The sequence below is a fragment of the Cryobacterium sp. BB307 genome (assembly GCF_012274275.1).
In the GTDB taxonomy this organism is placed as follows: domain Bacteria; phylum Actinomycetota; class Actinomycetes; order Actinomycetales; family Microbacteriaceae; genus Terrimesophilobacter.
The window spans coordinates 1,279,144-1,304,904 of the sequence record NZ_JAANZA010000001.1 but is presented as its reverse complement, the minus strand read 5'-3'; the positions used below and the strand labels follow the sequence as shown (position 1 = coordinate 1,304,904).

The window sequence follows — 25,761 nt, the reverse complement described above, 5'->3', positions numbered from 1 at the left end:
TGCACCGGATGCCGGAGCTCGAGCCGTCCGTGATCACCGCGGTCGCCGAGGGAAAGCACGCCCACCCCCACACGGTCCTCGGGCAACACCAGCACCGGGATGGGTGGATCATCCGGGCGCTACGGCCGCTCGCGACCACCGTGACCGCGATCCGGGCCGATGGCGAACGAGTCACTCTGGAGCACGTCGTATCCGGCCTCTGGCAGGGAAGAGCCGGCGGCGCCGGGCAAGCGTACGAACTGGAGGCGACCTACCCCGACGGCAGCACGTGGACGGCGGATGACCCGTACCGCTTCACGCCAACCGTGGGCGATGTCGACCTGTTCCTGTTCGGCGAGGGACGGCACGAGCAGTTGTGGGAAATGCTGGGCGCGCACGTCCGGGCGCACGAGTCGGCGGATGGCACGGCGTTCTCGGTGTGGGCTCCGCACGCGCTGGCAGCGCGGGTGATCGGCGACTTCAACGCGTGGGACGGTCTCGGCCACGCCATGCGCAGGCTCGACGACAGCGGCGTGTGGGAGCTGTTCGTGCCCGGGCTGCAACCGGGCGGCACCTACAAGTTCGAGCTGCTGACCGCCGCGGGGCACTGGGTGCAGCGCGCCGACCCGATGGCCAGGTATGCCGAGGTGCCGCCTGCCACCGCGTCGCGGATCGTCGCCAGCGAGCACGACTGGGCCGATGCCGAGTGGATGGCGGCGCGAGCGCACCGTGACCCGCTCACCTCGCCGATGAGCGCTTACGAAGTGCACCTGGGCTCCTGGCGCAAGGATCTCGGATACCGCGAACTCGCCGACCAGCTTGTCGACTACGTGTCAGAGCTCGGCTACACGCACGTCGAATTCATGCCGGTCGCCGAGCACCCGTACGGCGGGTCTTGGGGTTACCAGGTCACCGGCTACTACGCCCCGACCAGCCGGTTCGGGCATCCGGATGAGTTCCGTCACCTCGTCGACAGCTTCCACCGCGCCGGCATCGGCGTGATTGTGGACTGGGTCCCCGCCCACTTCCCGAAGGACGAGTGGGCGCTCGCGCGCTTCGACGGTGAGCCACTCTACGAGCATGGCGACCCGCGACGCGGCGAGCATCCGGATTGGGGCACGCTCGTCTTCGACTTCGGGCGCTCGCAGGTGCGCAACTTCCTCGTTGCGAACGCGCTGTACTGGCTGGAGGAATTCCACATCGACGGGCTACGCGTCGACGCCGTGGCCTCGATGCTGTACCTCGACTACTCCCGCGCGGACGGCGAATGGGTGCCGAACCTCCACGGCGGACGGGAGAACCTCGAGGCGATCGCTTTCCTGCAGGAAGTCAACGCGACCGCCTACAAGCGCAACCCCGGCATCGTCATGATCGCCGAGGAGTCGACCGCGTTCCCGGGCGTCACCACGCCAACGAGCGCAGGCGGGCTCGGCTTCGGACTCAAGTGGAACATGGGCTGGATGCACGACACCCTGCGCTACCTGGCCGTCGATCCGATGTACCGCGCTCACCACCACGGGCAGCTCACCTTCAGCTTCGTCTACGCGTTCTCCGAGCACTTCCTGCTGCCGATAAGCCACGACGAGGTGGTGCACGGCAAGGGGTCGCTCCTGCACAAGATGCCAGGCGATCACTGGCAGCAACTGGCGACCGTGCGCGCGTACCTGGCGTACATGTGGGCGCATCCGGGCAAGCAATTGCTGTTCATGGGGCAGGAGTTCGGCCAGCCGTCGGAGTGGAGTGAGGAGCGCGGCCTCGACTGGTGGATTCTGGACCAGCCCGCGCACCAGGGTCTGCATCGCCTCGTCGGCGAGCTGAACCGCCGCTATCGGGGCACCCCGGCGCTGTGGGAGCGCGACGACAGCGCTGATGGCTTCAGCCTGCTCTCGGGTGATGACGCGGTGAACAACGTGGTGGCTATCGCACGATATTCGGCATCCGGTGAACCGCTTGTCGCAGTGACGAACTTCTCGGGGCGTACGATCGATGGCTACCGGATCGGGATGCCGCGGGCGGGCGACTGGGCTGAGGTAGTGAACACGGATGCGACCGAATTCGGCGGCTCCGGCGTTGGCAATGCCGGTCGCGTCGTGGCGACACCGGATGCTTGGGCCGGGCAACCGGCGGTTGCCGAGCTAACGCTGCCCCCGCTTGGGACCCTCTGGCTGGCGCCTCGCTAGCGGCTAGTAGAGCAGCATCGTGAGCCGCTTGCGAGCGGCGATCACGCGCGGGTCCTCTGCACCGGCTATCTCGAAATAGTCGAGCAGGCGCGTGCGAACGCGGTCCCGGTCGTCTCCACCGAGCGAGCCGAACAGGTCGAGCAGTCGGCCGAAGGCGTCCTCTAGGTGCCCACCGGAGACGTCCAGGTCGGCGACGGCAAGTGCGGCATCGACATCCTGGGGCGCATCCGCGGCAGCCCGCCGCACGTCATCCGCCGCCACACCGTCGAGTCGCTTCAGCAACGACACCTGCGCGAGCCCGGCGACGGCGAGCGCGTCGCGGGGGTTCTGTGCCATGGCCGTCTTGTATGCCGTGATCGCGGCGTCATAGTCGCCCGTCAGGATGGCGTCGTAGGCCTCCTGGTGCAGGGGAGGCAGCGGCTCCTCGGCCGGCTCGGCATCGGGCTGCGCTTCGGCGCCGGATGCGCGCACGGTGCCGGTGACTCCGTTCTGCGCTGCGACCTGGGCGAGCTGGTCGAACACGCGTCGGGCGTCGGCATCCGGCAGTTCGCCTTCGTAGAGGCCTACCGGTCGGCCTCCGATAAGCGCCGCCACGGTCGGAGCTGCGACCGCTTGGAACGCCTGGACGAGTTGCGGATTGGCCTGCGCATCGATGGTCGCGAGCAGGAACCTGCCCGCGTACTCCTTGATGAGCGCTATGAGCGAAGGCGTCGGTTCTCCCGCGTACAACTCGACGATCACCGGGACGGTCTTCGACAGCTCAAGGATGTTGCCGAAGTTCGCGTCCGTGCCATCGACGACGAGAGAGGGTACGTCGACCGCTCCCCCGGTGGTCTCCTGGGGCGCCTGCTGCTGCCGCACGAGCGACGACAGGTCGACGGCGCCGCGGAAGTTCGCGGCCGGGGGAACGTTCGACACTACAACTCCTGAGCTGAGATGAGGGCTGAGGTGAATCCGAGCAACTTGATCTTCTCATTTGTGCTGCTCGACGGCGGCACGTAGAAGAGCAGCTGGTCGCCATAGGTGGCCTGAGTGCCCTTAGTCGTGCTGCTCACGCCGGAGAGCGTCTTCACCGCACCCTCAGCGTTGATCGTGGCACCCTCCTCGACGGGAGTGACGGTTTCCGTCTCGTGGAGGTAGACCGACACGATGGCACCGGTGTTGTTCGTCGCCATGGCGATCGCATCACCAGGACCGACCGCGTTCGCGAACGCCATCGAGGCGATCGCGGGCAGGCTCGCCTGGCGCTCCGCCTTCTTTGCCTGGCCGATAGAGGCGATCAGCGAGTCACCCTCGGTGTCGAACTTGCCGTAGTGCTCGCTCGATTCGCCATTCAACAGCACGTCACCGTAGGCGAGGGCAAGCTGGTCTGGAGCCATCTGCAGCAGTTGCTGAACGTCGGGCTTGAGCCGCGCGGTTCCGGTCTCGGCTGAGACCACCTCGGGGAGCTTCGCGCTCGGCTCGAGGGTCACGGCGTAGACGACCTTGAAGTTGTCCCGCGGCGTCGCCTGTACGAGCATGAGGCCGTACATCGGCTCAGCCTCCGCCGCGGCTTCGCCTTCGGCGGGCTCAACCGGGCTGGCGTTCTTGGCCGGCTTCTGCTGCACGACCGTGAACACGGTGCGCGGCCACGCGTCAGTCTGCTGCGGCAGAGCGAGCTGGATCTCGCCATTAGGGATGGCGGCAGGAGCCGGGTAGCTGGAGTCGGCGGCGCGAATGGCGTAGTTCGCCGAGCGCGCTTCGAGGGCAGCGCCCGCGAAACGTGAGGCGGCGATGTCCGCATCCGCGGCAGCATCCGCGTCCTTGGCAGCGGTCGCTACCTTGCCGATGATGTTGGTGAGCTGCGGAACGGTGACCGCGGGCGGCTTGGCGTCGGATGCGGAGGTCGTCGCCGATGGGGTCGGCGTCGCCTCTGCCTCACCGCTGAACGCGGCCGGCCAGTAGTCGGCCGAGCATGCCGAGAGCAGCAGACCGGTGGTGAGTGTCACGGGGATGACCGCCATCCGCAGCGCCTTGCGGCGACCACGCGGGATCGGAAGCACCGACGGCTTCTTCGGGCGGGCGATCGGGCGCCGCGGCGGACGCGGAAGTTTCGGCTGCTTGCGGCGTGGGCCGCGTGACTTGTTGAGGTGGGCGAGCGCCCACAGGTAGAGGCCGAGACCCACCAGAAGCAGTACGACACCGCCGACGATCAGCGGACCTGACCAAGGCGTGCGGTTGTCCTGCGGCCAGGAGATCGCGACCTCGGTCGGGGCGGGCGCCGTACCGTCTGTCATGGCGATGACCGAGACGTCCTCTGGCACATTGACGACGATGCTGAGGAGGTCGTCGCGGGAGTACTCGGTGAGCCACAGGTCAGAACCGCGCGGGTTGGGGACCGCTTCCTCGGTTCCCTTGACCACCGAGGTGGCGAGTTCGCCGGTCTCCGAGTCGTACTGCAGTTCGTTGTAACTCGCCTCGCCGATCCAGGCGAGCAGGTCGCTGGTTCGACCGTAGGCAGCGAATAGGTTGCCTTCCCCGGTGAGTTCGATCTTCTGTCGACCGTCGAGCGAGTTGAGGGTCGCTCCGTCGATCAGGGTGATGGGGGCCGTGCCGTCGAACTCCGCTACGGCTTCGACTTGGTCGGGCTCCGCTAGGATGGTTCGCTGTGCGATGCCGAAGCCGATCATGACGGCTGCCAGCACAAAACTTATGATTGCCGCAATAAAGCGCAAGTAATTTACTCCTCTCGTGTCGCCACGCGGGCGCTGGTCTCTGCCAGTCGTCCCTGCTTCAGTCCGTTTCGGGCTGGCTGAAGATGCGAATAATCGTCTGCATGGCAACAACAAAGACATTAAAGGTTAGCGCAGGGCTCCTGAGAGAGACCTCCTTGTTTCGCTCTCGGATGAATTGAGTCATTCTCTGCGAGACCAACCGCCCCCGTATGGGGCGCTAAACTCTTCGATGTCCAGCCCTCGGTTGCCTCGTGCCGCCGGAGACCATCAGGGAGAAACGTGGCGAACGACGACGAATCCTTCTCGACCGTGATGCGCGGGTACAACCGCGAAGAGGTCGACAAGGCGATCCAATCGCTGCGACGCGAACTCATCAAGGCGAACGCCGACAAAGCGGAGCTGTCGAAGGACGTCAAGCGGCTCAGCGCGACCGTCGCCGACCTTCAGGCCGAGGTCGAGGAGGCGGGCAGCCCCACTTACAGCGGACTCGGAACCAAGCTGGAGAATGTCCTCCGCGTGGCCGAAGAGCAATCGACCCGAGTCATCAGCCAGGCGGACATCGATGCGGAGAAGCTCCGGAGTTCTGTCCGCGGCGAGATCGACGCCCTGCGCGCCGAGGCGGCAGCCGAAGCCGAACGGCAACTCTCGGACGCACACACTCGAGCGAGCTCGCTGCTCGAGCTGACCCGCGCCGAAGCCGACGACCTGCTGCAGCGCGCCCGCGAGGACGCCGAACTGCTGACTCAGGAGGCGCTGCGCGAGGCGGCAGCCATCCGTGGCGCTGTCGCGACGGAGGCAGCTGAGGCGAGGACCACGGCAAAGCGGGAAGCCGCGGCGGTGCGCGCTGAGGCCGAGCGTGCCTCAGCCGAGCTGAGCGTTGTTGCTGCCCGCGAAGCCAGCGAGGCGCGCGAGGCGGCCGCCCAGCTGGCTCGTGACACGGAACTCCGCCGCGCCGAGTTCGAGGCCGAGTACGAGAAGAAGTGGGCGGATCTCGGTCGCGAGACCGAGCAGCTGAGAACCGACACCCTCCGCGACGTCGAGGCAACCCGTGCCCGCCTGGAAGAGGACACCGAGCAGACCCGCGCGGCGCTTGTCGCCGAGGCGGAACAGACGCGCGCAGAACTAGCCGAAGAACGCGAGCGCACCAAGAACGAACTCGCTGAAGAAGTCACCCGGACCACGGCTGAACTTGCGGCGGAACGCGAGCGCACTGAACTGGAGCTCAGCACGGCGAAGGAGCACACCTACGCCGAATTGGATGCGGCGCGCAAGCGGACGGAAGCGGAACTCGCTGATGCCAAGGCGCGCACGTACGCGGAGCTGGAGTCCGAACGCGCCCGCACCGAGGCGGAGGTCACCGAGGCCAAGCAACGCACTTACGCCGAGCTGGACGCCGAGCGCCAGCGCACCGAGGCGGAGCTGGCCGACGAGCGGGAGCGCACCACCGCGGAACTGACCGCGGAACGCGAACGCACCACCGCCGAGCTGACCGCAGAGCGCGAGCGCACCGCCGCGGAACTGACCGCAGAGCGAGAGCGCACCACTGCCGAGCTCACCGAGGCCAAGGAGCGCACCTACGCGGAGCTCACCGACGAGCGGGAGCGCACCACCGCTGAGCTCACCGAGGCCAAGGAGCGCACCTACGCCGAACTCACCGACGAGCGCGAGCGCACGCAAGCCGAAGTCGATGCCGCGCGCGCTCGTGTCGAGGCCGAACTGGGTGCTGAACGCGAGCGGACGATCGCCGAGCTGACTGCCGAACGTCAGCGCGCTGCCAAGGAGATCGCGGCGGAGCGCAAGCGCGCGGCAAAGCAGCTGGCGAAGGAGTCAGCGGATGCCCGCGCCGAGCTGGAAGCAGAACTCGCGGAAGCGCGTTCGAGCGTCCACGCGGAAGTAGAGAAGCAGCGCGCCGATCTGGCACGTGAGCTTGAGCAGCAGCGCACGGCGTTCGCTCACGAGGCCAAAACCGGCAGGGCACAGCTCGCGGCCGAACTCGACGAGACCAAGAACGCGATCGCCGCCGAGGCTGAGCAGGCGCGCATCGACCTGGACATCGAGCTCAAGGCCCGTCGCGACGACGCCGAGAAGGACTACCTGGCCCGCCACCAGGAGGCCGTGGCGCAGATGCAGAAGTACCTCGACGAGTCTCAGGCGCAGCTGACCGAGGCCATCGCGCGCGCCGAGGAGAAGCGTGCAGAGGCAGCGGCGCTGGATGCGGACTCCAAGGCGGAGGCGCGCACGCGCCGTGCCGAGGCTGATGCGATCGCAGCCGAAGTGCTCGCCAACGCTGAGGCCCGTGCGAAGTCGATCGTGAGTGAAGCCGAAGCACGCACGGCACAGCTCGTGTCTGACGCCGAGGAGCGGCTCGCCAAGATTAGGATTGAGCGCGAAGCGGTCGCCGGCTACTTCGAGAGTCTGCGCAACGTTCTCGGCGACGCGGAGAAGGTAACCGCAGAGAACTCGTAAAGACGCGAAGGGTGCCCCTTGAAGATCCAGAACTCGTTCCGTTTCGGCCTTCTCGGTGGGTTGGGGGTTCTGGTCGCGCTCGCGATCGGCACCGCTCTCGGAACGCTGGCGACGATCCTGACCTACATCGGCGCTGCGATCTTCATCGCCCTGGGGCTCGACCCCGCCGTGTCCTGGCTCGAGCGCAAGGGCTTCCCGCGCTGGGCGGCGATCCTGACGGTCGTCGTGGGTGTGCTCGCGGTGTTCACCGGGCTGGTGTTCTCGGTCGTGCCGGTCATCGCCGAGCAGACCACGAACCTGGTCACGAGCATCCAGGACATCCTGCCGTCAATCGAAGATCAGTCCTGGGTCGCGAACCTGCAGGAGTCCCTGCCGCCCTACATCCAAGTGAACGTGATCTTGGGCTCGGTGGCTGACTTCCTGAATGACCCGGAGAACATCGCGTCCATCGGCGGCGGCGTGCTGCAGGTCGGCATCGGCATCGCTAGTGGCGTGTTCGGCGCACTCATCGTGCTCATCCTCACCCTGTACTTCATCGGTTCGCTGAGCCACATGAAGCGCGGCCTCTACCAGCTTGTGCCCGCGTCGAAGCGCGCGCGCTTCGCGGACATCGCGGAGCAGATCAGCAGCTCGGTCGGACGCTACATCGTCGGGCAGACGAGCATCGCCTTCTGCAACGGCGCCCTCAGCTTCATCTATCTGACGATCATCGGCGCCGAGTACCCGGCGCTGTTCGCCTTCATCATGTTCATCTTCGCGTTGATCCCCTTGGTGGGGACGATCTCCGGCGCCATCCTGGTCACCCTGAGCTGCTTGGTCCTGGACGGGCCCCCGACCGCGATCGCTGCGGGAATCTACTACCTGATCTACATGCAGATCGAGGCATACGTGTTGAACCCGAACATCATGAACCGGGTCGTGAAGGTGCCCGGTGCTGTGGTGGTCATCGCCGCTCTGGCCGGCGGCACCCTGCTCGGCATCCTTGGCGCGCTCATCGCGATCCCGGTTGCTGCGTCGATCCTGATCATCGTCAACCAAGTTGTCGTTCCGCGAGCGAACGAGCTGTAGAGGCCCCGGCCGGTTCGAGGACGCGCCACCTCCGGTCAACCGCGCCCGGTGCGCCGGGCGCGCACGTCCGGAACGGGCGCGCACGCCCGGAACGGCCCCGAAGCGGCTGCCGGCACGCCTCGCTTTCGCGTACGCGGCACGACACGCCGCGCATCCGGACAACCGCGCCCCGTGCGCCGGGCGCGGATGTCCGCCACACGAGCGGGTGTCCGGAACCGGCGGGATGTCCACCACAGGAGCGGGTATCCGCAAAGGGCACGGGATGTGAGCCCTCAGCCGGCGGCGGGCGGGGTCCAGTCGGTGGGCAGCGGCGCCGCGGACGGGTTCACTGCAGTGACGATCTCGTTCAGCACCCGGCGGGTCTGGTCCTCCCCCACCCACAGATGTTTGCCGCCGTCCACCGCGATGAGCTTGGTCTCTGGCACGATTGCGAACTTCAGGCGCGCCTCGTCGGGGCGTAGGTAGTCGTCCAGTTCCGGGATGAGCGCCACCAACTGCTTTCCGCTGCCCGCCCAGGCTTCGAGCTCCGCCCGGTTGACGCGGCGCAGGGGCGGCGACAGCAGGATCGCACCGACGACGGGATGCCGCAGGCCGTGCTTGAGTGCCACTTCGGTCCCGAACGACCACCCGACCAACCACGGCGAGGGAAGCTGTCGCTCCTCGACGAGGCGCATTGCGGCGTCGAGGTCGTGCTTCTCGTCGATGCCCTCGCCGAAGGCGCCCTCTGAGCGTCCCCGCGGCGACTCTGCGCCACGGAAGTTGAAGCGCAGCACCGCGAGGTCCGCGAGCGCGGGCAGCCGGGCGGCCGCCTTGCGGATGATGTGCGAGTCCATGAATCCGCCATGGGTGGTGAGCGGATGCAGCGCGACCAGGGTCGCGACCGGCTCTCGCTGCGCAGGGAGCGAGAGTTCACCGACCAGGGTGAGTCCGTCCGAGGTGTGCAGTTCGATGTTCTCCCGACGGGCGGGCAACTCGACTCCGGCTCTGATCTCCAATTGCATCCCCTACTTGATCTTCCAACAGTGCGAATGCCAGTGGCGGCGGGCAGCGAGGTCATCTGCCTCGCCCATCAGCCCGTCGGCACGCCAGGCAACGACGTGCGCCGCGCCTGGGCCGACCTCGAGCCCGCATCCGGGGCATGTGTAGGTCTTCACCGCGGACGTCGCAGCCACCGGCTGGACGTTCCACAGCCCATCACGCTTCGATTCCTGGCGGAGGTAGCCGAACAGTGCGCGCGAGAGATCCACGTCCTCCGGTCCTGCGGCGCGCTTGCGGCGCGGACGATTGGAACGAGGCATGGTTCAAGCCTAAAGGCGAGGCCGGCGTGACCCGGTCAGTACCAACCCTTGCCGAGGAACGCGTTCCAGGCGCCACACGGTGTGCCGTAGCGGCCCTCGATGTAGGAGAGTCCCCACATGATCTGCGTGCGCGGGTTCGTCTGCCAGTCGTCGCCGAAGGCGGCCATCTTGCTGCCGGGCAGAGCCTGCGGGATGCCATAGGCGCCGCTGGACCGGTTGGCCGCGTAGACGTTCCAGCCGGATTCGCGGTTCCACAGACTGACCAGGCAGCTGAACTGGTCGTCGCCGAGTCCGCGCGACTGGAGAATTTCGTAGGCGATCGCCTGCGCGGTGCCCGGATCGGGCTTGCCTGCCGGCGGCGCGGCGTGCACCACGGGGGCCGGCGCGGGCTTCGGCTTCTCCTTCGCGGAGTACGCGTCGCGCTCCACGGTGGCCGCGTAGTCGCCGTTCACGACCAGGATCTGGCTCGGCAGTTGCTCTGGCGTGTCGTACTTCGGCGCGGACAGCGCCGCGACCGGCTGATTGGGTGCGATGGCGCTCACCATCAGAATGCCCAACGCCACGAAGAAAGCGAAGATCGGAAGGGAAAGCGGGTGCCGAACATGGCGCTCGACAATGTCAGCCCCGGTGCCGGAAATCCGGGGCCGGGGCTCAGTGTTCACGCGGTGCCTGCTCACAATTGCTTTACCTTAGCGCACGAGTTTCTGTATGTCCCGAACGCTCACCGCACGGCCTGCATGACGCTGACAACGGAATCCAGCAGCAGGTCGACCTGCGCCTCCCGGTATCCGCCCCGTCGGGGCCGGAACGCCACCGTGCGGACATCCTCGATGCTGAGAGGCTTCCCGGACCGGAAATAGGCGATCAGCCTGCGTGCGAACGAGTCGACTTCACGCTGGTCATAGCCGTCGACGAGGAGGTTCACCCGCTGGAACTTCTGACCGGCCGGGCGATCGAGCCGGTCGACGATCTCCTGCGCGATGGCCCGGGTCTCTTCCACCCAGGCCTGATCGCCCGCGTTACGTCGCGCGACCTCTCGCTCACGGGCAGCGAATGCGTCCTCAAGCCGTTCGAGCGCACTGTCGACCGCCGTGGTCGAGTACCCGCCCTTCTCGAGCGAGAACGCGGTGTGCCGGATGCGTGTCGACGTCATCCCGGTGGGAGCGCCCGGTTCTACCGAGTACGCGATTCGAGCATCCTCGAGGAAGTCCTCGACCTGTTCAACGCTGTAGCCGCGTTCAGACCGCTTCACTCGGGGAAAAGTTGTGCTCATTTGACCCATTCTGCCCTAACCGTCGGATGCGCCCGGTGCGGCTCAAGCGAAGATGAGGTACAGCACGTAGGCGGCGGCGGCGCTGGGGAGGATCGAGTCGAGCCGGTCGAGGAAACCGCCGTGGCCGGGCAGCCAACTGCTCATGTCCTTGATGCCGAGGTCACGCTTGATGAGCGACTCGGTCAGGTCGCCGATGGTCGCGGTGAAGAAGATCACCGCGCCGAAAATCATGCCGAACCACCACGGCTGCTGCAGCATGAACACCGCGAGCAGCACGCCCGCGAGCAGGGCAACAAGCAACGCGCCGCCGAAACCCTCCCAGGTCTTCTTCGGACTGATGCGCGGGGCCATCTTGTGCTTGCCGAACAGCAGTCCGCTCGCGTACGCGCCGGTGTCGACGGCGACGACCAGGATGATGAAGGCCAGCGTCCACCATTGGCCATTCTCCTTGGCCGTCAGCAGCACCGAGAAGCCCGCGAGGAATGCGACATATACCTGGATGAAGGTTCCGGCCGCGATGTCATCCAGCACGGCCCTGGCAGGCGCGCGGAACCTGCGCACTCCCAACTCGGCGATGCGCCAGATCGCGATGAGCACGACGCCGGCGAGCATGACCAGCCACTTTCCGCGATCATCCAGATAGAAGGATGCCGGCACGATCGCGACACCCGCGAAGATTGACGCGATGCGAGGGACCCGCAGCCCGGCAGACCGGAAGGCGGTCGCCAACTCGAAGGTCGCGAATGCGATCCCTGCTGCGGCAAGCACCATGAAGAGCTCTTTGATGACGATCAGGCTGAACAGCATCACGAGGCCCAGGGCGAGGCCGATCGCGATGGCCGCGATCAGGTTGCGGCCGGTGCGCGCCTCGATGAGCTCGTTCGTCGCATCCAGTTGATGGCGGGTCGCCTCGAACTGGTTGATCAGGTCTTCACGGCGGGCTTTCACCTGCTCGCGCAACTCGTTGCGTGTCGCGTCTGCGCGCGCCTCCAACTCAGCGCGCTGCCGACGCCACCACGGGGCCGCGCTTTTCGGCGGGCCTGTCGGGTCATCAGCCATTCAGACCTCGAGAAGCTCGGCTTCCTTCTTGCGCAGTGCCTCGTCGATGGAGTCGACGTGGGACTTGGTCAGCGACTCGAGTTCCTTCTCAGCGCGGCTGAGCTCGTCGTCGCCAACATCGCCCTTGAGGGCGTCCAGGTCGTCTTTCGCCTTGCGTCGGATGTTGCGGATCGCCACCTTGGCGTCTTCCGCCTTCCCGCGCACGATCTTGACGTATTCCTTGCGCCGATCGCCGGTGAGCTCGGGGAGGGTGACGCGGATGACTTCGCCGTCGTTGCCGACGTTCGCGTCGATGTTGGGAGCAGCGACAAGCGCCCGCTCGATGTCCTTCAGCGCGCTCTTGTCGTAGGGAGTGATGAGCAGCGTGCGCGCATCCTGGTTCTGCATGCCCGCGAGCTGTGCGAGCGGCGTCGGCGTACCGTAATAGTCGACGAGCACCTTCTGGAACAGCGCAGGGTTGGCGCGACCGGTTCGGACGTTCGAGAAGTCATCCTTCGCGACGTCGACGGCCTTCTCCATCTTGTCCTTGGCCTCGGCCAGCACGTCCGAAATCACATCAGTCTCCTTTGCGGTGGGCGCAGAATGCGAGTTTATCGTCAGGTCGGCTCAGTTGCTGACGAGCGTGCCGATGCGCTCGCCCCGCAGCGCCTTGGTGATGTTGCCATCCGGCTGCATGCCGAAGACGACCATGGGCATGCCGTTGTCCATGCACAGGCTGAACGCGGTCGAGTCGACGACCTTGAGTCCCTGCACCAGTGCCTCCTGGTAGGTCACCTTGTCGAGCTTCGCGGCATCCGCGTTTTTGCGCGGATCGCCGTCGTAAACACCGTCGACGCCGTTCTTGGCGACGAGTACGACGTCGGCTCGGATCTCCAGGGCACGCTGCGCGGCGACGGTGTCGGTGGAGAAGTACGGAAGGCCGGCACCCGCTCCGAAGATGACGATGCGCCCCTTCTCCAGGTGGCGCTCGGCGCGCAACGGGATGTACGGCTCGGCGACCTGGGTCATCGAGACCGCGGATTGCACGCGGGTGGCTGCGCCTGCCTGCTCCAGGAAGTCCTGCAGGGCCAGCGCGTTCATGACAGTGCCGAGCATGCCCATGTAGTCGGCCCGGCCGCGGTCCATGCCGCGCTGCGACAGTTCTGCGCCGCGGAAGAAGTTGCCGCCGCCGACGACAATGGCGATCTCGACGTCGCTCGCGGCTGCCGCGATCTCCTTCGCCAGCCCGGCGACGACATCCGGGTTCACGCCCAACTGGCCGCCGCCGAATGCCTCACCCGACAGCTTCAAGAGAACCCGTCGTTTACCCGATTCCGTCACGGCGTCTCCTCGCGTTCGTTCGATACAGAGTATTTGCTTGTGGGCGTGAAAACGGGGTCCGGACGAAGAATCGTCCGGACCCCGTATCGCACTGGGTCTAAGCCCCGACCTTGAACCGGGCGAACCCGGTCACGGTGAGACTCGCGTCCTCGAGCACCTTGGCGATCGAGAGCTTGTTGTCCTTGGCGTAGTCCTGGTCGAGCAGAGCGACCTGCTTGAAGTAGGCGCCGAGGCGACCCTCGACGATCTTCGGCAGGGCTGCCTCCGGCTTGCCCTCGTTGCGGGAGATCTCGGTGACGATCTCGCGCTCCTTCTCGACCTCGGCGGCCGGGACCTCGTCGCGGCTGAGGTACTGCGGGTCGGCGAAGGCGATGTGCTGGGCAACGCTGCGCGCGGTGTCCGCGTCGGAGCCGGTGTAGCCGACGACCACGCCGACCTGCGGCGGCAGGTCCTTGCTCGTGCGGTGCAGGTAGACCTCGAAGGCGTCACCGCTCACGACGGCGACGCGGCGCAGCTCCACCTTCTCACCCAGGATGGCGGACTCCTCCGCAATCAGGTCAGCGACCGTGCCGCCGGTTGCCGGTGCCGCAAGCGCAGCGTCGGCGGTCGAGGCTCCCGCGGCGACCGCGGCGTCGAGCACCGAGTCGGCCAGCGCGATGAACTTGTCGCTCTTGGCGACGAAGTCGGTCTCGCAGGACAGCTCGATCATCGTTGCGGTCGATCCCTGCGCCTTGGCTGCGACCAGACCCTCGCTCGTCGCGCGGTCTGCGCGCTTCGCGTTGGACTTCGCACCCTTGAGGCGGAGGATCTCGACGGCCTTCTCAAGGTCGCCATCCGCCTCGACGAGGGCGTTCTTGCTGTCCATCATTCCGGTGCCGAGGCGGTCACGCAGCGCCTTGACGTCGGCGGCGGTGAAGTTAGCCATATCTGTGCTGCTCCTTCTGAGCGTTGGTGGTGGGCGAAGGGTTACTTCGCGTCGTCTTTCTTGGCTGCGGTCTTGCGCGCGGGCTTGGCGTCGGCCTCAGCGGCGGGCGCCTCCTCAGCGGCGGGTGCCTCGTCGGCAACCTCTGCAGCGGGCTCCTCAGCAGCCTCGGCGGCCGGTGCCTCCTCAGCGGCAGCCGGTGCCTCATCAGCGGCGGGCTCCTCGGCAGCAGCGGGCTCCTCAGCGGCGGGTGCTGCAGCCTCGGGCGCGGCGTTGGCCTGCAGAAGCTCTGCCTCCCACTCCGCCATCGGCTCGGCGGCTTCGCCTTCGCCCTCGGTCTTGCTGTGGCGCTGGATCAGACCCTCGGCTGCGGCATCCGCGATGATGCGGGTGAGCAGCGCGACGGAGCGGATCGCGTCGTCGTTGCCCGGGATCGGGTAGTTGACCTCGTCCGGGTCGCAGTTGGTGTCCAGGATCGCGATGATCGGGATACCGAGCTTGCGCGCCTCGTCAACCGCGAGGTGCTCCTTCTTGGTGTCGACAACCCAGAGCGCCGACGGCGTCTTCGTGAGGTTGCGGATACCGCCCAGGCTCTTGTGCAGCTTGTCGAGCTCGCGCTTCTTGATGAGGAGCTCCTTCTTGGTGAAGCCCTTCGTCGTGTCGTCGAAGTCGATCTCCTCGAGTTCCTTCATGCGCGCGAGGCGCTTCGAAACCGTCTGGAAGTTGGTGAGGAGGCCACCGAGCCAGCGCTGGTTGACGAACGGCTGGCCGACGCGCTGCGCCTGCTCGGCGATCGAGAGCTGCGCCTGCTTCTTGGTGCCGACGAACAGGATGGTGCCGCCGTGCGCGACGGTGTCCTTCACGTAGTCGTAGGCCTTGTCGATGTAGGCGAGCGACTGCTGCAGGTCGATGATGTGGCTGCCGCTTCGCTCCGTGAGGATGAAGCGCTTCATCTTCGGGTTCCAGCGGCGGGTCTGGTGTCCGAAGTGGACGCCGCTGTCGAGCAGCTGGCGAATGGTGACAACGGCCATGAGCCGTCTCCTTTTCTGGCACTTTGAGTCGTGCCGCTCAGTTGTCTTCCGCTACCGGATGGCGCGAAACCTGGTGCCCGGCACGGCTCCGCTCGGCAAGCCGAGACTGAGTGGAGTGTGATGCCACGATGCTCGTGGAGAGCATCGCTATGGGCACGCGTAGTCACCCCGCTTCGCGGAGTGCTTGTCAATGATAACACCGCTCCCCCACCACCTCGGTGCGCTGCCTCCGGTGCACCCTTGCTTCCGGCATCCGGGTGCGTGGGCCGCCCGGGGTGGGACGCTGACGTCATGTTGCTCCCGCCGCCCGCCGACCCCATCCGGCTTCTCGGGTTGGCACTCGTGCTTGCGTTCGTGGTTGTCGGAGTTCCGGCCTCGCTGCACGCGGCGGGAGCGCAGCCGGCGGTGTGGAGCTGGCCGCTCGCGCCGCCGCATCCGATCGCGCGGCCCTTCATCGCCCCGCCGACACCGTATTCCGCCGGTCACCGCGGTATCGACATCACAGCGGTGCCCGGGGCTGATGTTCTCGCGCCCGCGGCCGGTGTCGTGCACTTCTCCGGCCCCGTCGTGGATCGTCCGGTGCTGTCGATCAGGCATCCGGGCGGCTTAATCTCCAGCTTCGAGCCCGTCGCCTCACCGCTCAAGGCCGGCGATGCCGTCTCGGGCGGTCAGCCGGTGGGCACGCTCGAGGCAGGCCACTGCGCGACGGCGTGCTTGCACTTCGGTGTTCGGCTGCACGGTGAGTACGTGTCGCCGCTGAACTACCTGGGCGGCGTGTCGCGAGCCGTGCTGCTGCCGACGAGGTCGCTCGACTGAGCGCCAGCACCTCGCACGCGGGTCACGCGCGCGGGTGGGCGACTCGGTAGGTGTCTTTTAGGCGGGCGGCAGACACGTGTGTGTAGAGCTGGGTGGTGCCGAGGCTCGCGTGGCCGAGGAGTTCCTGCACCGCCCGGAGATCGGCTCCGCCATCGAGCAGGTGCGTCGCCGCGGTGTGCCTCAGCGCGTGCGGGCCCGCCGGGCCGGTGCCGGGCAGATCGGCGAGCAGACTCGCAACGAGCTGGTAGACGGTTCGGGAGTTGATGCGATTGCCGCGCGCGCCGAGGAAGAGGGCTGTGGTCTCCTCCGCGCTGTTCCGTGCGGCCAGCTTCGGCCTCGCAGTCGCCAGGTACTCGTCGATCGCCCTCAATGCGGGGACTCCGAACGGCACAACGCGATCCTTCGAGCCCTTTCCGGTCACGCGCACCGTGAGCCGCGACCGGTCGAGCGAGCCAAGGTCAAGGCCGACGAGTTCGCCGACGCGCAGCGCGGATGCGTAGAGCAGCTCGATGAGCGCGACATCGCGGACCGCAACCGGGTCGCCCGTCGCCGCGAGGGCTGCGAGCGAGTCCAGGATGCCGTCGATCTGCGGGCGGGTGAGCACGCGCGGCAGGTGCTGGTCGGCCTTCGGCGCGCGAAGCCTGGCCCCGGCATCCGCTGTCGTGTGCCCTTCTCGTGCCAGCCAGGCGGTGAGACCGCGCGCGGCGGCGGAGCGGCGGGCGATGGTCGACTTGGCCAGGCCGGAGCGGGAGTCCTGCCACAGCCAGTCGCGCAGCAGTTCGAGGTCGAGGTCTGACGTGTCGTGGGCGCCGCGGCCACCGGCGAATGCGGCGAGCGCGTCAAGGTCGGAGCGGTAGGCCTTGGCGGTGTTCGCGCTCAGGCCGCGCTCGGAGGCGAGTTGCACGACGAAGTCGTCGACCGCGCGCTCAAGCCTCATGCGTCAATCGTCGCGCACACGGACGCGTTCGCCCGCACCGCCACGGTTCGTCAGTCGGCCTGCTCGCCGAGGTTGAACGGTGAACGCTTGGCGGAGAACATCTGCTCGCGCTGCTCTGGGGTCATGGACTCGATGACGTCCCACGCGCTGTCCGGCTGCCCGGTGATCTCCTCCGGGCTCCCTACGGGGACGATGGAATGCACGGTGCGGTCCTCGTAGACGTGCACGATGGTCATCGACTGCCCGAAGTCGACGCCGGACAGCAGCCGCTGCTCTGCGGTGAGGTCGAGGGTGTAGCAGGTTGCCGCCGCCACCGACACCGGGACGCCCGCGAACGTGCTGTGCGTCGAGTAGTGCAGGTGCCCGGCGAGCACTGCGCGCACGTCGGTCCCGCGGATGACGCGCTCGAGCCGGCTCTGGTCCCGCAGCTCCAGCATGCCCATCGCCTCGAGCAGGGGTGTGGGGATGGGCGGGTGGTGGACTGCCAGCAGTGTGCCGTGCGGCGCCGGGGTCCGGAGGACGTCCTCGAGCCAGGCGAGCTGGTCGTCGGTGACGTCGCCGTGGTGGTACCCGGGCACGCTCGTGTCGAAGGAGATGATGCGCAGCCCGTTCACGTCGTACACCCGGTCCTGCGGCGCGTCGTTCGGGGTCTCGTCGAACAGTTCGGCCGAGTACTGGAGTCGCTCATCGTGGTTGCCCATCACCCAGATGAGCTGCGCGCCGAGCCGCTCGGCCACCGGCTCGACGATGCCGCGCAGTCGCGTGTAGGCATCCGGTTCGCCCAGGTCGGCGAGGTCGCCAGTGAAGACGAGCGCATCCGGGCGGATGCTCGACCGCTCCAACTGTTCGAGCGCCTGCTTCAGGTGCGCGTCGGTCGCCACTTTCCCGTACAGCGGAGCGCCGCCAGCCAGTAAATGGGTGTCGCTGATGTGGGCGACGACGTGCGAGGGCGCTGGGTACTGTCCAACCTGAATCACGACACCAGACTAGGGGGTGGCGGCAAGGTCAGAGTCGCACCCAGCCTGCCTCCCGCTCTGCCGCCCTGCCCTCCAGTTCCATCGTGCCGAGCATCGACTGCACCTGGGCAACCGAGAGCCCGGATCGCGCTGCGAGGTCGACGACGGGCCGTGCCGCCCGGTTGCTCATGGCGTCGCGCAAACGCGCTTGGTCGCTGTCGAGACCGGGAAGCGGCACCTCGGTGTGCGCCTGGGTCGGCCGGTGTTCGCTGAGCGGCGCGAGTTCGGCCATCTCCTCCGCGCTGGTGACGCAGATCGCATCGAATTCGCGGATCAGCCGGTGGCATCCGGATGAGGCGGCGGAGGTCACCGGGCCGGGCACCGCTCCCAGTGGGCGACCCAACGCCGAAGCGTGGCCGGCGGTGTTGAGCGATCCGGAGCGCCAGCCGGCCTCGAGCACGACCGTGGCGAGGCTCATCGCCGCGATCAACCTGTTGCGTTGCAGGAACCGCCATTTGGTCGGCGCGGCCCCGCACGGCAGTTCGGAGACGACGGCGCCGTCGTTCACGATCCTGGTGAGCAGCGCCTCGTGACCGCTCGGGTAGAAGCGGTCCACCCCACCGGCGAGCACGGCGATCGTCTGACCGGAACTGGCGAGGGCGGCTCTGTGCGCCATCCCGTCGATGCCGTAGGCGGCGCCGGAGACGATCGTGTACCCGCGATCGACCAGCCCGGCCGACGCTTCCATGGTCACGTGCTCTCCGTAGCCGGTGGCGGCCCGCGCACCGACCAGCGCAATCGAGGACTGCGTCGTCGCGAGGGTCGACTCGTTCCCGCGCAACCAGAGCGCGATTGGCGCGTGTGGGCCGAGGTCGTCAAGTCCGGCCGGCCATACCGTGTCGCTCGGTACGACCAGCCGGACGCCGTAGCGGGCCGCCTGCTTCAACGCGATGATTGTTGCCCGTGCCTGCAAACGGGGTTGCCATCTGGCGATGGCCTCGGTGGTCTCCATCGGGGTGAGTTCGCCGCGGACCCTCTCGACGATGGCATCGACCGAGGTTCGGGCGATCACCGCGTCGAGAGCGCTCGCCGCGCCGAGCATGCCGACGAGCACACCGGCCGCACGGTCCCCGGGCTCGGCGATCCCGGTCCAGGCTGCCCGCGCGAAGCGGTCGAACAGTTCGTCGGCGTCGAGGTCGTCGCGCGCGACCGCTCGGACGTGTTGGGCGATCTCCGCGTTCTTCAGCCCGAAAGTGGTCATGATGCCATCGCCTTTCTCAGGAACAGTGCTCTTCCGATGTGATCCGCGCTCGGCGCTTCGGCTCCCTCGAGGTCGGCGAGCGTCCAGCCGAGCCGCAGCACCCTGTCGTAGCCGCGCATCGTGATACCGCCCCGTTCCAGCGCCCGGTCGATGGATGCGGTCGCAACCGGCCCGAGACGTCGTGACGGATGCCGCAACCAGTAGCCGGGAACCTGGGCGTTGATCGTCCATGGCGTGCTGGCCAGGCGATGCGCCGCTCGTGCCCTGGCCGCGATCACACGCTCACGCGCAGCTCGCGATGAGAGCCGCCGCGCGTCATCCGCTGTCCGAAGCTGCGCCGACGTGATGCGCGGGACCCGCACCTGGATGTCGATCCGGTCGAGCAGCGGCCCGGACAGCCTCGCGAGATAGCGGCGACGCACACTCGGAGTGCAGGTGCAGTCGGAATCCCGCGAGCCGTACTGTCCGCATGGGCACGGGTTGGCTGCGAGCACCAGCTGGAATCGACCCGGATACTGTGCGATGGCGTTGGCCCTGTGGATCGAGATCACCCCGGATTCGAGCGGCTGCCGAAGCGCGTCGAGCACGTTCACGTTGAACTCCGGCGCTTCGTCCAAGAAGAGGACTCCCCCACTTGCTCGCGCTGCCGCCCCCGGCCTGATCTGCTTGGTGCCCCCTCCGATCAACGCCGCGGCGGTCGCGGTGTGGTGCGGCGCTTCGAGCGGTGGCCTGCGGGCCAATTCGCGGCCAACCGGCAAGCCAGCCAGCGAGCGCACCGAGCTGACCTCGAGCGCGCTCACCGGGTCGAGGTCAGGCAGGAGACCGGGCAACCGCTCGGCGAGCATGGTCTTGCCGGAGCCGGGCGGGCCGAGCAGGAATACATGGTGACCGCCGGCGGCGGCCACCACCATCGCCTCGACCGCCTCCGGGTTGCCGATGACATCGGCGAGGTCGCGATGATCCTCCTCTGGATCGTCTACCCCGCCGCGCATCAACGGCTCGACCGGGATCGGCTCATACTCCCCGCCGTGCCAGATCGCAGCATCGCGCAGGCTCGGGACCCCGATCACGCGAACCCCCGGAACCAGCTCCGCCTCATCGACGTTTCCGCTGGGTACCATGACCGTCTCGAAGCCCGCCGCCGCAACGGCGGACACCGCGGGCAGGATGCCGTTGATCGGCCGCAATCGGCCATCCAGTCCGAGCTCGCCCAGGTGCACCACTCGATCGATCGACTCGGAGGCGATCGCACCGGTCGCGGCGATGGCTGCCAGCGCGATCGCAAGGTCGAACCCGGATCCCTGCTTCGGCAGCGCCGCAGGCGACAGGTTGACGGTCAGCCGGCGGCTCGGCAGCTCGCATCCGGAATTCGCGGCAGCCGGCAACACCCGGTCGCGTGCCTCGCCGAGCGCCGCATCCGGCAGGCCGATGATGACGAACTTCGGCAGTTGCGCGGAGAAGACCGCTTCAACCTCGACGATCTCGCCGTGCAAGCCGATGAGCGACACCGAATGGGTGCGGCCAACCGACATCAGAAGATCCTCGACAGGTGCTCGATGGTCGGCCCCTCGCCCCGAGGCGCGACCACCGCGACCGCGTCGATGCGCACCAACCCGGTGACGTCGGGGTGCGCCCGGCACCACTGCGACGCGAGGCGGCGCAGTCGCGCGAGCTTGCGGGCGGTGATCGCCTCGAACGGATGCCCGAAGCCGAGCCCTGCGCGAGTCTTGACCTCGACGAAGACCGTCTCGTTGCCATCGCGGGCGACGAGGTCGATCTCACCGTCGGTGCACCGCCAATTGCGGTCGATGATCGCGAAGCCGAGCGCCTGAAGATATTCGGCCGCAAGATGTTCGCCACGCCTGCCCAGCTCGTCTTTCGCCGCCATGGGTCAAGGGTCAGCCGGGCCACTGTCTCTCACGCGACGAACGGCCCGAGCGGTGGACGTGCAGTCGCGCCGGTTCCGTGTGGAGGACGTGACGACGGGTGGTCCGAGGTCAGGCGAAATACACCTTGCGCAGGGTCTCGGTGACGGTCCAGATGGTGCGCTGGCCCGCACTCAACCGACCGACCGACCCGGGTCCGAGCGTGATGCTGCGACCCTCGTCAACGAACTCGACCGTCGCCGCGCCGAAAAGCACCACGAACACCTCGTCGATCTCGACATCCGCCATGGCCCCGACGGTCAGCTCCCAGACGCCCACCGAGTGCCCGTCCAACTCGTGAAGCTCAGCACTGCCGACCCGGGGCCTGCCCGCAACCACCTGCGTTTCCGGCACAGGCTCGTAGGTGAGAACGATCGAATCCGCAGCAGTCACGTCGTACATGACAGCGACTCTAGTCAAGCGCGCCGGCCCTGGGTGCTCGAAGCGGGCCACCTGGGCGGGTCTGGCGGGGCTACCGTAGAGGCACGCCAACCACTGGGGAGTCGCAGTGCAGCAGTCCCACCGAGTCGTCCTCGACGAGCCGATCACCTGGCGCGAGCGCGGGTTCCCTGATATCGGCGGCACCGTCGGCTCGGTCCGCGAACACCGGTGGACTCTCACGGACCTGAGTCTGCCGATGCTCGTGCTGCGCGACGACGCGCTCGAGCACAACCTGCAGGCGATGGCGGACTACTGCGAGCGGCACGGCGTCGAGCTTGCCCCGCACGGCAAAACCCACCTGAGCCCGCAGCTGTGGTGGAGGCAACAGGATGCCGGAGCGTGGGCGGTCACCGTCGCATCGGTCGCGCAGGCCAAGGTGTTCGCGGCCAGCGGTGCCCGGCGCATCCTCATCGCAAACGAGGTCATCGCAGCCGGGGACCTCCAGTGGATCGCCGAGGTGCAGCGTGACGGCGCTGAGGTACTGCTGTGCGTCGACTCGCACGCGGCCGTCGACCGAATCATCGAGCACACGCGCGACGCCGAAACACCGGTCCAGTTGCTCATCGAACTCGGCTACCGAGGCGGGCGCGCCGGATGCCGCACGACCGAGCAGGCACTCTCCCTCGCCCAGCGCATTTCGGGGGAACGCGGTCTCCGGCTTCGCGGCGTCGAGGGATTCGAGGGCGTCATGCCCGGCGAGGGCGACGGTCAGCGGCGCGCGATCGCCGGCTACCTCGAGTCGGCGGCGCAGCTGCTCGACGCGATGATCTCGGACGGCTACGTCGAGGAGCCCATCGCCACTTTCGGCGGCAGCGCCCACTTCGACCTGGTGATCGGCGCGTTCACGCGCCGCGGCTGGTCACACGACGCCGATGTGCGGGTGATCCTGCGCAGCGGCTGCTACCTCACCCACGACCACGGCCTGTACGCGAACAGCAGCCCCACCCTCGACGGCACCGAGCTGGAACCGGCCTTCGAACTGTGGGCCCAGGTCATCTCCACCCCGGAACCCGGCCTTGCCATCGCGAACTTCGGTAGACGCGATGCTCCGTTCGACGCCGGCCTGCCGATGCCGCTCACCGTCGGGTCCCCGGATGCGCGGCGCCAGGCATCCGGCATCACGATCGAGCGGGTGAGCGACCAACACGCGCACCTCCGCATCACGGCGGGCACCGCCCTCGCGGTCGGCGACCTGATCGCGTTCGGCATCTCGCATCCGTGCACCGCATTCGACAAATGGCGGCTGATCCCGGTCGTCGACCCCAACTATCGCGTCGTCGACGCGGTGAAGACCTACTTCTAGGTCACTCGTCGAGCGCGAGCTCCTGCGGCAGCTCGAGCTCCTTGGCGCTCAACTCCTCGACGTTGACGTCCTTGAACGTGAGCACGCGGACGCTCTTCACGAACCGGTCGGAGCGGTAGACGTCCCAGACCCACACGTCGTGCATCGTCAGTTCGAAGTAGAAGTCGTGCTCGGTGTCGCGGCGCACGAGGTCGACCTCGTTGGCCAGGTAAAAGCGCCGCTCCGTCTCGACGACGTAGCGGAACTGCGCAACAACGTCCCGGTACTCACGGAACAGCGCCAATTCGACCTCACGGTCGTAGTCCTCAAAGTCGTCGTCTTCCATCCACCCAATCCTAGGCGTCCGCAATGTCGAGTGCTGGCTGCCTCAGCCAACTCAGACGGTGCAGCACGCTCGGACCCAACCGATCGATGGCCTCGTAGTGCTCGCTCGAGCCGTAACCCTTGTTGCTGGTCCACGAGTAGCCGGGCCAGCGGACGTCGGATTCGATCATCATGCGGTCGCGGTGCACCTTGGCGATGACGGATGCGGCGGAGACGGATGCGCAATCTCGGTCGGCCTTGACCCGGGTGGTCAGCTTCACCCGGGAGCTGCCCAGTCCAGGGTTCAGCCAGTCGTAGTGGCCGTCCAGCAGCACGACCGACTCCTCGATCGGGATGCCGGCATCGGCGATGGCCTCGAGGGCGCGTTTGCCCGCCATGGCCAGCGCAGCCATGATGCCGAACCGGTCGATCTCATCGGCGCTCGCGAGTCCGACCGCGGAGAACCGGGCCCAGGCTGCCGCAAGCGGCGCGAGTGCCTCGCGTTTCGGCTCGGCGAGCATCTTCGAGTCCCGCAGGCCCTTGGGCACAGGGCCGCGTTCGCGGTCCACGACGCACAGGCCGACCGCGACCGGGCCCGCGATGGCCCCGCGGCCGACCTCGTCGCATCCGATCACGAACCGGGCGCCGCCGTCATGCAATTCCCGCTCGAATTTCAGGGTCGGGTCAGCGACGGCCATTGTCAGCCCTCGCCTCCGTCAACGCCGGAGAACACCGTCGGGTAGTTGTCGATCCAGCTCCAGTTCTCCACCGGCCAGGTGACAACGAACGCGCGACCGACAACGTTATCGATCGGCACGAAGCCCTGTCCTGGCTGGGTCGTGTTGTAGCGGGAATCCTTCGAGTCGTAGCGGTTGTCGCCGAGCACCCAGAGCGAACCCTCGGGCACCGTGACGTCGAAGTCGACACCGGATGCCTTCGTCACGCCCTGCGGAAGCTCCAGGTACGGCTCGTCGATCGGGACGCCATTGATGGTGATCTGGCCGAACGTGTTGCAGCACACCACCTGGTCGCCGGGCACACCGATGACGCGCTTGACGAGGTGGTCGTTGCTGTCGGATGCGCTCAGCCCGACAACGCCCAGGAACCAGTCGAACCCGGCGGTGATCGGGTTCATCCGCGGCTCCGGCATGGGGCGGAGCCACCCGCCGGGGTCTCGGAACACGACAACGTCACCGCGCTCGATCGGCACCAGATCGGGGACGAGTTCGTTGACGACGATGCGGTCGTCGACCTCGAGCGTGTTCTCCATCGACCCGGAGGGGATGTAGAACGAGCGAATGAGGAACGTCTTGATCAACACCGAGATGATGATCGCTGCCGCGAAGATCAGGATGATATCCCGCGCGAAGAGTCTCGCGCTCCGCGCGCGGTTGCGTCGGATCGCCTCGACGTCGTCCGCCGCGATCGGCGGGTTGTCTTGAGTCATCTCGCCCCTGGGTTTGCGGACCATTGTACGAGGCGCCTATGCGCCACGGGCCACCAGGGGTTAGTTGGACTCGCGCTTTTCCTTGATCTTGGCCTTCTTGCCGCGAAGGTCGCGCAGGTAGTAGAGCTTGGCGCGGCGAACGTCACCGCGGGTGACGATTTCGATGCGGTCGATCACCGGCGAGTGAACCGGGAACTTGCGCTCGACGCCGACCTGGAAGCTGATCTTGCGGACCGTGAACGTCTCGCGGACACCCTCGCCCTGACGTCCGATCACGACGCCCTGGAACACCTGGACACGGCTGCGCGTGCCTTCAACGATGTTGACGTGCACCTTGACGGTGTCACCGGCGCGGAAGTCCGGGATGTCGCTGCGAAGTGAGGCCGAATCGACTGAGTCGAGGATGTTCATTGTGGTTCGCTTCCTGCAATCGCCACAGGTCGACGGCGTGCTCGGTAAAACTTCGAAGGTGAGAGGCGCCCTGTCGTAGCCGGCTCCCCTGTGGCAGAACCGTGCGCGGGCACAAACAGCAATTCTGTCATAACCGGCCGTCTGCCGCCAGTTGGCAGCGATTCGTCTCGACGATTGCTACTGGTCGATACGGATGATGCGGGGCGGGTCATCCGGATTGGGAGTCACCGGATAGCTGTCGGTGAGCCGCGCGGTAGCCGCGTTGAAGCGGTCGCGGGTCTCGCGGATCAGCTGCCACAGCTGCAGCCAGAATGCGCCAATCGAGATGAGGATCGCTATGGCGGCGATGCCGTCGTTCCTGACGAACCCTGCCGCGATCAGCACGAGCCACCACACCGCGAGCAGCGCGACATCGATCCAAGAGACCGCCTTCGTCGCTCGAACCGACTTGCGTGCAAGCGTGAGCCCGAGGATGAGGCACATGTAGACGAACAGGATCGGCGCGACGATCAGCAGCATCACGAACGCCCAGCCGGAGCCGCTGAAGACCAGACCGCGGCCGATGAGAAGCCACAGCGGCAGGACGATGACCGCGCCGAACTGCGCCCAGTAGAACCCGCGCCTCACCAACATGCACCAAGCCTAGGCGGG

General features: G+C 67.2%; 27 protein-coding genes. 5 read left to right on the top strand and 22 right to left on the bottom strand.

All coding sequences use genetic code 11. The features are described 5' to 3' along the window. The first annotated feature begins 8 nt into the window (after positions 1–8). The gene (gene glgB / locus HGK58_RS06385; RefSeq protein ID WP_168626926.1) at positions 9–2,159 is read left to right on the top strand and encodes a 1,4-alpha-glucan branching protein GlgB; all 2,151 of its coding nucleotides are present in this window, start codon (positions 9–11) and stop codon (positions 2,157–2,159) included. 3 nt (positions 2,160–2,162) lie between these two features. On the opposite strand, the gene HGK58_RS06380 is transcribed toward glgB, so the two are convergent. Beyond that, positions 2,163–3,077, bottom strand: coding sequence for a tetratricopeptide repeat protein (locus HGK58_RS06380; RefSeq protein ID WP_168626650.1), 915 nt, complete (start codon positions 3,075–3,077; stop codon positions 2,163–2,165). Next, positions 3,077–4,843: a hypothetical protein gene (locus HGK58_RS06375; protein ID WP_168626649.1), complete on the bottom strand. Its 1,767-nt coding sequence runs from the start codon at positions 4,841–4,843 to the stop codon at positions 3,077–3,079. The genes HGK58_RS06380 and HGK58_RS06375 overlap by 1 nt, the downstream gene beginning before the upstream one ends. Before the next feature lie 309 nt (positions 4,844–5,152). Here HGK58_RS06375 and HGK58_RS06370 point away from each other — a divergent pair, with 309 nt between their 5' ends. Next, positions 5,153–7,339: a hypothetical protein gene (locus HGK58_RS06370; protein WP_168626648.1), complete on the top strand. Its 2,187-nt coding sequence runs from the start codon at positions 5,153–5,155 to the stop codon at positions 7,337–7,339. A gap of 18 nt (positions 7,340–7,357) precedes the next feature. Beyond that, positions 7,358–8,407, top strand: a complete 1,050-nt coding sequence (locus tag HGK58_RS06365; RefSeq protein ID WP_168626647.1) for an AI-2E family transporter — start codon at positions 7,358–7,360, stop codon at positions 8,405–8,407. A 272-nt stretch (positions 8,408–8,679) separates the two neighbouring features. Here HGK58_RS06365 and HGK58_RS06360 read toward each other — a convergent pair whose 3' ends face one another. The 9 genes from HGK58_RS06360 to rpsB all read right to left on the bottom strand — a co-directional run bounded on the left by HGK58_RS06360 (position 8,680) and on the right by rpsB (position 15,310). After that, a complete protein-coding gene (locus tag HGK58_RS06360) occupies positions 8,680–9,408 on the bottom strand; it encodes an alpha/beta fold hydrolase (protein WP_168626646.1) in 729 nt (242 codons plus the stop codon). Between the two features lie 3 nt (positions 9,409–9,411). Next, positions 9,412–9,705 carry a hypothetical protein gene (locus HGK58_RS06355; protein WP_168626645.1) on the bottom strand — a complete coding sequence of 98 codons (294 nt, stop codon included), beginning with the start codon at positions 9,703–9,705 and terminating at the stop codon, positions 9,412–9,414. A gap of 35 nt (positions 9,706–9,740) precedes the next feature. Beyond that, entirely contained in the window at positions 9,741–10,268 is a 528-nt protein-coding gene (locus HGK58_RS13745) for a lytic transglycosylase domain-containing protein (RefSeq protein ID WP_349236145.1), read from the bottom strand. Between the two features lie 158 nt (positions 10,269–10,426). After that, entirely contained in the window at positions 10,427–10,978 is a 552-nt protein-coding gene (locus tag HGK58_RS06345) for a DivIVA domain-containing protein (protein WP_168626643.1), read from the bottom strand. A 42-nt stretch (positions 10,979–11,020) separates the two neighbouring features. Then, positions 11,021–12,037 carry a phosphatidate cytidylyltransferase gene (locus tag HGK58_RS06340; RefSeq protein WP_210422620.1) on the bottom strand — a complete coding sequence of 339 codons (1,017 nt, stop codon included), beginning with the start codon at positions 12,035–12,037 and terminating at the stop codon, positions 11,021–11,023. After that, a complete protein-coding gene (gene frr / locus HGK58_RS06335) occupies positions 12,038–12,592 on the bottom strand; it encodes a ribosome recycling factor (RefSeq protein WP_168626642.1) in 555 nt (184 codons plus the stop codon). It abuts the gene before it with no gap. Between the two features lie 51 nt (positions 12,593–12,643). Further along, positions 12,644–13,357 (bottom strand): UMP kinase, encoded by a 714-nt coding sequence (pyrH, locus tag HGK58_RS06330; protein WP_168626641.1) that lies wholly within the window; start codon positions 13,355–13,357, stop codon positions 12,644–12,646. A 97-nt stretch (positions 13,358–13,454) separates the two neighbouring features. Continuing rightward, on the bottom strand, positions 13,455–14,282 hold the full coding sequence (gene tsf, locus HGK58_RS06325) for a translation elongation factor Ts (RefSeq protein WP_168626640.1): 828 nt from the start codon (positions 14,280–14,282) through the stop codon (positions 13,455–13,457). 41 nt (positions 14,283–14,323) lie between these two features. Beyond that, complete coding sequence (rpsB, locus tag HGK58_RS06320) at positions 14,324–15,310, bottom strand: 30S ribosomal protein S2 (RefSeq protein WP_168626639.1); 987 nt, start codon at positions 15,308–15,310, stop codon at positions 14,324–14,326. 291 nt (positions 15,311–15,601) lie between these two features. On the opposite strand from rpsB, the gene HGK58_RS06315 reads away from it, so the two are divergent. Continuing rightward, positions 15,602–16,126 carry a M23 family metallopeptidase gene (locus HGK58_RS06315; protein ID WP_246865369.1) on the top strand — a complete coding sequence of 175 codons (525 nt, stop codon included), beginning with the start codon at positions 15,602–15,604 and terminating at the stop codon, positions 16,124–16,126. 22 nt (positions 16,127–16,148) lie between these two features. Here the strand turns inward: HGK58_RS06315 and HGK58_RS06310 are convergent, their stop codons facing one another. The 6 genes from HGK58_RS06310 to HGK58_RS06285 form a co-directional block, all read right to left on the bottom strand. After that, a complete protein-coding gene (locus HGK58_RS06310; protein WP_168626638.1) occupies positions 16,149–17,063 on the bottom strand; it encodes a tyrosine recombinase XerC in 915 nt (304 codons plus the stop codon). 50 nt (positions 17,064–17,113) lie between these two features. Further along, a complete protein-coding gene (locus tag HGK58_RS06305; protein ID WP_168626637.1) occupies positions 17,114–18,040 on the bottom strand; it encodes a phosphodiesterase in 927 nt (308 codons plus the stop codon). A 28-nt stretch (positions 18,041–18,068) separates the two neighbouring features. Further along, positions 18,069–19,280, bottom strand: a complete 1,212-nt coding sequence (gene dprA, locus HGK58_RS06300; RefSeq protein ID WP_168626636.1) for a DNA-processing protein DprA — start codon at positions 19,278–19,280, stop codon at positions 18,069–18,071. Further along, complete coding sequence (locus tag HGK58_RS06295; RefSeq protein ID WP_168626635.1) at positions 19,277–20,812, bottom strand: YifB family Mg chelatase-like AAA ATPase; 1,536 nt, start codon at positions 20,810–20,812, stop codon at positions 19,277–19,279. Before HGK58_RS06295 ends, dprA begins: the two co-directional genes overlap by 4 nt. Continuing rightward, the gene (locus HGK58_RS06290) at positions 20,812–21,168 is read right to left on the bottom strand and encodes a YraN family protein (protein WP_168626634.1); all 357 of its coding nucleotides are present in this window, start codon (positions 21,166–21,168) and stop codon (positions 20,812–20,814) included. Before HGK58_RS06290 ends, HGK58_RS06295 begins: the two co-directional genes overlap by 1 nt. A gap of 109 nt (positions 21,169–21,277) precedes the next feature. Continuing rightward, positions 21,278–21,607 carry a cupin domain-containing protein gene (locus tag HGK58_RS06285; protein WP_168626633.1) on the bottom strand — a complete coding sequence of 110 codons (330 nt, stop codon included), beginning with the start codon at positions 21,605–21,607 and terminating at the stop codon, positions 21,278–21,280. 106 nt (positions 21,608–21,713) lie between these two features. On the opposite strand from HGK58_RS06285, the gene HGK58_RS06280 reads away from it, so the two are divergent. After that, a complete protein-coding gene (locus tag HGK58_RS06280) occupies positions 21,714–22,949 on the top strand; it encodes an alanine racemase (RefSeq protein WP_168626632.1) in 1,236 nt (411 codons plus the stop codon). 1 nt (position 22,950) lies between these two features. Here HGK58_RS06280 and HGK58_RS06275 read toward each other — a convergent pair whose 3' ends face one another. From HGK58_RS06275 to HGK58_RS06255, 5 genes are all read right to left on the bottom strand, one after another. Continuing rightward, positions 22,951–23,274: a DUF2469 family protein gene (locus HGK58_RS06275; RefSeq protein WP_168626631.1), complete on the bottom strand. Its 324-nt coding sequence runs from the start codon at positions 23,272–23,274 to the stop codon at positions 22,951–22,953. Between the two features lie 10 nt (positions 23,275–23,284). Then, a complete protein-coding gene (locus HGK58_RS06270; protein WP_168626630.1) occupies positions 23,285–23,950 on the bottom strand; it encodes a ribonuclease HII in 666 nt (221 codons plus the stop codon). A 2-nt stretch (positions 23,951–23,952) separates the two neighbouring features. Further along, positions 23,953–24,699, bottom strand: coding sequence for a signal peptidase I (gene lepB, locus HGK58_RS06265; RefSeq protein WP_168626629.1), 747 nt, complete (start codon positions 24,697–24,699; stop codon positions 23,953–23,955). Between the two features lie 60 nt (positions 24,700–24,759). Next, positions 24,760–25,110 (bottom strand): 50S ribosomal protein L19, encoded by a 351-nt coding sequence (gene rplS / locus HGK58_RS06260; RefSeq protein WP_168626628.1) that lies wholly within the window; start codon positions 25,108–25,110, stop codon positions 24,760–24,762. 177 nt (positions 25,111–25,287) lie between these two features. After that, positions 25,288–25,743: an MFS transporter gene (locus tag HGK58_RS06255; RefSeq protein ID WP_168626627.1), complete on the bottom strand. Its 456-nt coding sequence runs from the start codon at positions 25,741–25,743 to the stop codon at positions 25,288–25,290. Positions 25,744–25,761: the final 18 nt, after the last annotated feature.